The 5,190-nt window shown below is 32.3% G+C and carries 5 protein-coding genes; 1 reads left to right on the top strand and 4 read right to left on the bottom strand.

Features of this window, described 5'->3' with window-relative positions; genetic code table 11:
• Positions 1-16: 16 nt before the first annotated feature.
• The 4 genes from IEV16_RS13165 to IEV16_RS13150 all read right to left on the bottom strand — a co-directional run bounded on the left by IEV16_RS13165 (position 17) and on the right by IEV16_RS13150 (position 5,018).
• The gene (locus tag IEV16_RS13165; RefSeq protein ID WP_188366190.1) at positions 17-628 is read right to left on the bottom strand and encodes a hypothetical protein; all 612 of its coding nucleotides are present in this window, start codon (positions 626-628) and stop codon (positions 17-19) included.
• Positions 629-635: 7 nt separating this feature from the next.
• Positions 636-2,411 (bottom strand): site-specific integrase, encoded by a 1,776-nt coding sequence (locus tag IEV16_RS13160; RefSeq protein WP_188366189.1) that lies wholly within the window; start codon positions 2,409-2,411, stop codon positions 636-638.
• Positions 2,412-2,413: 2 nt separating this feature from the next.
• Positions 2,414-4,483: a hypothetical protein gene (locus IEV16_RS13155; protein ID WP_188366188.1), complete on the bottom strand. Its 2,070-nt coding sequence runs from the start codon at positions 4,481-4,483 to the stop codon at positions 2,414-2,416.
• Between the two features lie 181 nt (positions 4,484-4,664).
• Positions 4,665-5,018, bottom strand: a complete 354-nt coding sequence (locus IEV16_RS13150; RefSeq protein ID WP_188366187.1) for an abortive infection family protein — start codon at positions 5,016-5,018, stop codon at positions 4,665-4,667.
• 59 nt (positions 5,019-5,077) lie between these two features.
• On the opposite strand from IEV16_RS13150, the gene IEV16_RS13570 reads away from it, so the two are divergent.
• The coding region (locus tag IEV16_RS13570) for a helix-turn-helix domain-containing protein (RefSeq protein ID WP_188366186.1) at positions 5,078-5,190 on the top strand (113 nt) is incomplete at its 3' end.

The raw sequence follows: 5,190 nt of genomic DNA, 5'->3' as shown, positions 1-5,190 counted from the left end.
ATCTATATCTCCTATTTTATTTAGTTTCAGTTATTTCTGGCTTAAAAAGCGAAATAGGTTTATCGTTTGCATTTTTTATCAATTTATTAATCTGAATCTTAGCTTCCGAAAGAATTGTATCACCTGAATATTTTTGTTCAAACTTGTTAATAAATTTAGTTGAAAACTCATAAATATCAGAATTATTTGTAGTAAGTCGCTTTAATAAACTGTAAAGAATATACATTTCAAATTCTTGAGAAGCGATTGTAGCATTATCTGAACTCTTAACAGAGGACAATTGCCTTAATTTACTTTCTTGAGTGACAATCTGATCAGTTAGAGATTGAACCTCACCATTCAAACTTTTAATTTTTGACCTTAACTCGTTTAATGTGCTAGATTTCGTTTTTTTGCCATTTTTTTTACTCTGTTTATCTTTTGACTTATTAATTAGCTTTAACAAATCTTTATGTATAAATTCATTTTTTTTATTTTTTTTATATAAGGTTGATTTACCAACATGATTGTTATTTTCATATCTTGCATTTTTGATTACAGCTGAAATAGTTATTTTTTCACCCTGTGACTCTATATTTTTCAATGACTCTTTAATAGCATGCACAAATTTTTCATTACGTGAAATCATTTAAACCTCAACTAATAATATTTAACTTTAATTTTTTAATAGCTTTAATCGCTTTATCTGAAGCTTTTTTTAATTTCTCAGATTTTGTAGTTTTCGACACTAAATAGTGAGCATTTAATCGTGACTCCCATTCTTTCTTACTTCGAATTGAAACCCCAAAATTAGGGCATGACGTACATGTACTTTCACTTCTATTAGAATAGTCTGGCGACAATCCATTAGTCGAACACTTTGATCTTCTCCCTCGAGATTTACTCATAAAGCAGTATCCATCAATTGCAGGAATGATAGAATAATTATTCCTATCTATTACTCTTTCGACAAAATCATGGACCGATTCAGGCGAGATTACAGTTACTTTTGCTTCTAAAATATTTTTATAGCTTTCAACTGTTTTATGAAAGCCACCAATAATATGCAATTCACCTTTAAACATTTTTTCAAAAATGTCATAAGTCATTCTCTTTGTCTCTTCATCCATGAACTCCCATACTCTCTCATCCTCTATATAAGCATTTGTAAATTCGCCTTTATTATGATACAGGAGCCTTGACAAATACTCTAAATCACCTAACTCAAACCTCCAAGTCCACATCATAGCAAAAAAGCGACGAAACATATGGGGTCTTAATGTTCCCGAAACATATCCTGCATCTAAAGCAAATTTATCTAATATCTTGTATAAGGACTGATACCCAAGCTCCTCGATGGCTTTTCCTTTAGAATTGGCTGAATTATATATAGGTAATTTAAGTAACAGCAAAGTGTTCTTATTTTTTTTTCGAACATGACTTGTAAGCCTTAAAATTATTTCTAGCGCCTGTTTGATTTCATTTATAACATGCCTTTCAGTTGTTTTCCCCGTTATAGTGTTAGCGGTTTTATGTACTTTACCTGTTAAGCAGTTTGTCTTACCTTCAACAATTAAAACAGCATCCTCATATTTTAATCCTGAAAGCTCATGACTTCTCATTGCCGACAAACCCAGAACCAAGACAATTGAGGCACCATATATCAAATCCGTTTTTTTAAAAAGTTCAGTGGCAGAATATCCATGCTTTCTTTTGAAAACCCTACTTCTGTGCCTTTTTTTAAGATTCAGATAATCACCTAAATCCTCAATGGTTTTAGTGGAATTTTTGATTAGTTTTAGGGCGTGATCTATAAGAGCAAGTCCTGTTTCAGGTAGTAATGTTGTAGTATGGCAATTTGGTTGGCCAATTTTCTTTGATACTAACTTAACAGAGCTTCCCACCGGATATGGGTCAAAGGACAAACCTTCTAAATCAGCGAACAACGGTTTAATCCATAAAAATTGGACAGCAGTTAATAAAGCTTCGGTATAGCCAACTGAAATCTTTTTTTCTTTGAGATGTCTTTCGAAATGCAAAATATCTTCTTTAGTAACCTGCTGAATGTTGAGACGGTTTTTTTCAAAACAAAAATACTGGCATATTAATTTAATATTTTGAGCATAAATCTTATTAGTAATTGGTTTAATATGACTATGACTTTCATCAAAAATAATCACACACAAATTTTTAGCAAAATTCTTCCATGTATCCCATTTTAATTGATCCTGTAAAGTTGCGAGTTCATATGTCGGCCTCCAATTAAAGCTTAACCTGGAATGATATTGACCTTCTAAATACTCTTCAAATTGCCAATCATCACTTATTGGCAACCCAACCAGCCAATTTTTATGAGTGCTTAGAATATCTACATTACTAAGTTTTTCATTTTCAGCAACCTCAATTGATTTAGTTGATACTTTTGATTTCATATTTAATTTAAAATTGGCAAATCGATTTTTTTTGCGTTCTGTTTTGCAACCTGAAGACTTTTAGAGTCTAACTGGCTAATTAACACCTGATACTCTGCCAATCTCAAAGCCCAATAATTATTCCATCTATATGGATTTTCAAACATTAGTCTATTTTTATCTTTTAAAATACTATCGTGATAAGCAATCCATTCTGCTTCTAACTCAGGTGTTTTTAAAGCTAATCTTTGCTCGTAGTCTATTTGAAGCAATTTGTCCTTAGGTTTGCTTGTCGAACCAATTTTATTTGCCCTAGTGTTGACTGCAATTTCATTTAGCAACAACTTTTGAAATTCGATATTTTTTTTATTGAGCAAGCCTAATGTTTCTGAGCGCTCAACATAATTCTTGGTCGTTGAAGTCTTAGAATGACCTAATAGCTTTTTAATTTTTGCAAATTCGCCCCCTTTGAGCTTCGTTAACAGAGCATGAGTTGGCCTGAAATTTTCTCCAGAAACCAGACTTGTTACTAATGGCTTTAATAATGGCTCTTCATTCGAATAATTTGATAAACTTCTTCGTACCCAATCACTTGCTGTACCCGGGTCATAAAGTCTCAAATCATTCTCTTGCTTTATATATTTTTTTATTCTCATCAAGTTAAGGAATATTGAATTGTTATTTTTCTTCAATAAATCACGACCTACATCACACCCCATTAGCCGCTCTTGATATATTTTGATAAGTTTCAGGGTACTTGCTATTAATGGATCACTTAATTTAATAGGTATTCCCACACTATTACCCCTCATTTTATTCATATTTAATAAACAATAGCCTCGTTCAGAATCCTTTTGAATTGAGTTAAAATATGTGTGGTAAAAAATAGAATCAACATTCGGCGCTATTTCTTTATGTGATAAAAATGCAATAAGTAATGGCATATGTATGCGTTTATCTGGGAAAAAAGCAGAATAAACTCTTGTACAATTCCATCCTCTACTCTTTAGGTAGTCTGCTAATCCAAAAGGCCACTTAGATGCCAAAGGCAAAAAATATCCATATTTCGAATATAAAATTTTAAAACAATCTTCAACAGATTTTTTTTTAAAACTTTTTATCCGCCAGTCTTTTATTTTTTTATATGTTTCTATTTCTCGATCACTAAGGTTTTTTATAATCGTGTAAAATTCACCCTTTTTAGTTTTTGCATCTTTTAATTCCTTCTTAATTTTATCTGACTTCCATCCTCGTGATTTTAATGCGTCATAAACTCCAGGAATCCAGTCATCAACTCTAGGAAGACTATAACCATAATGAGAATATAAAATTGCCACTGCCTCCTCTACTGTACGCTTAAATGAATAGATTTCTGAAAAATTACTAATTTTTTTAAACTTTTCAATCTCTGACATAGAGGTGCCTGATATGATATTATCCACAAACTCCACATCATTAAGGCCACTTTTAATATCAGCTATAGATTTCTTATGGATAATATCTAAACAACGATCAGAATAAAAGCAATTGGCAGCCTCAATTAAATCAAGACCATATTTTTTTGACAAACTCGAAATGTCCTCACCAAAAGGAGCAAGAACCTCTTTCAACTCATTTTCATTTTTACAACATAAGGAATAAAATGATTCTTTATGTTTTTTTGCGGTGTATTTAAAATTTTCGGGAAGCCTATCTCGTAATATGACTTCTACGGACATTAGCTGTTTTAAAAAGCTAATGCAAATTGAGAACTCTTGAGCTTTTGAGTTTGCCTCTTTTGATGTGACATGATCTAGTTCGGCCTTATAAAGCTTAAGCGTCGTTGCATTAACTTTTTTATTTATTGAGATTACGAACCTTAGGTACCGCAATATACAATATAAATATACCCTCTTTTTTCTTTGAGCCTTAAGGAAGAATAGAAGTTCATTAAAAATATTTTCTCCATCATGTAACTTTTTAAGGTCAGATACATCAACTTTCCCGCCATTTTCAACAACTACCATCCATTCAAAAACTCGGTTTGCTGATTTAGTTTTATCTGTTTTTTTAATTTTAAGAGGACTACGTGCCAGTTTTTTTAGTTTAGTCATAAAGCCATAAATATTATTGAGTCAATTCTATTGCGTTTATGCCGAACCTTAAAATTTAAACATCTTCCTCCATTTTAAAGCTCAGACACAGCGCAGAAAATCATGTATACCCAGCATTATAGTGAATGAATTTAATATTTTTTAGCAATAATTAATTAATAATATCGACAGCCCGTTGCTGTTACTTGTTGGTGCTTTTTTCACTCCAAGTCTCAAGTATGAATACAGCTAGTGTGTGTGCTGAATGTATTGCAAGTCTTGCATGACGGGGTTGGAGGTTATAACGTTTTCTACCTTCACCATGTGCCGAGCTAGCGTGAGTTCTAAATGCTCCAATACCATCCACTACAGATAGTAACCCAGAAAGTATTTTCTTTAGATCATCATCCTGTACTTTAGAAGGATCAAAACCTAAGTCATTTCTAACCACTTTCCATACACTCTTTAAATCTTGCTTCTGAGGCACGGTAAGTTTTTCATCTGCAATATAAACCTCTGAATTCCATTTGTAAGTGCAACGATATTTTAGTTGCATAAAAAAAGTAAGGTGCGTACCGTTGCACTTGCTTAATAATACAAAGGAGAATTCAGGTTATGAATCGCTCATATACGCACCTTAGCAGTGAAGAACGATACCACATTTCAGTTTTACGCAAAACTAAAATCTCACTGTCTGAGATTGCCCGCATATTGGGTCGTAATAAATC

Source organism: Marinicella pacifica (assembly GCF_014636635.1).
GTDB classification, from domain to species: Bacteria; Pseudomonadota; Gammaproteobacteria; order Xanthomonadales; family Marinicellaceae; genus Marinicella; species Marinicella pacifica.
The sequence above is the reverse complement of the archived record's forward strand: the minus strand, read 5'-3'. Positions and strand labels throughout refer to the sequence as shown.

Bases quoted from the DNA above. Each gene is read 5' to 3' on its own strand.
- IEV16_RS13165 (WP_188366190.1), bottom strand. From the start codon at position 628: ATGATTTCACGTAATGAAAAATTTGTGCATGCTATTAAAGAGTCATTG.
- IEV16_RS13160 (WP_188366189.1), bottom strand. From the start codon at position 2,411: ATGAAATCAAAAGTATCAACTAAATCAATTGAGGTTGCTGAAAATGAA.
- IEV16_RS13155 (WP_188366188.1), bottom strand. From the start codon at position 4,483: ATGACTAAACTAAAAAAACTGGCACGTAGTCCTCTTAAAATTAAAAAA.
- IEV16_RS13150 (WP_188366187.1), bottom strand. From the start codon at position 5,018: ATGCAACTAAAATATCGTTGCACTTACAAATGGAATTCAGAGGTTTAT.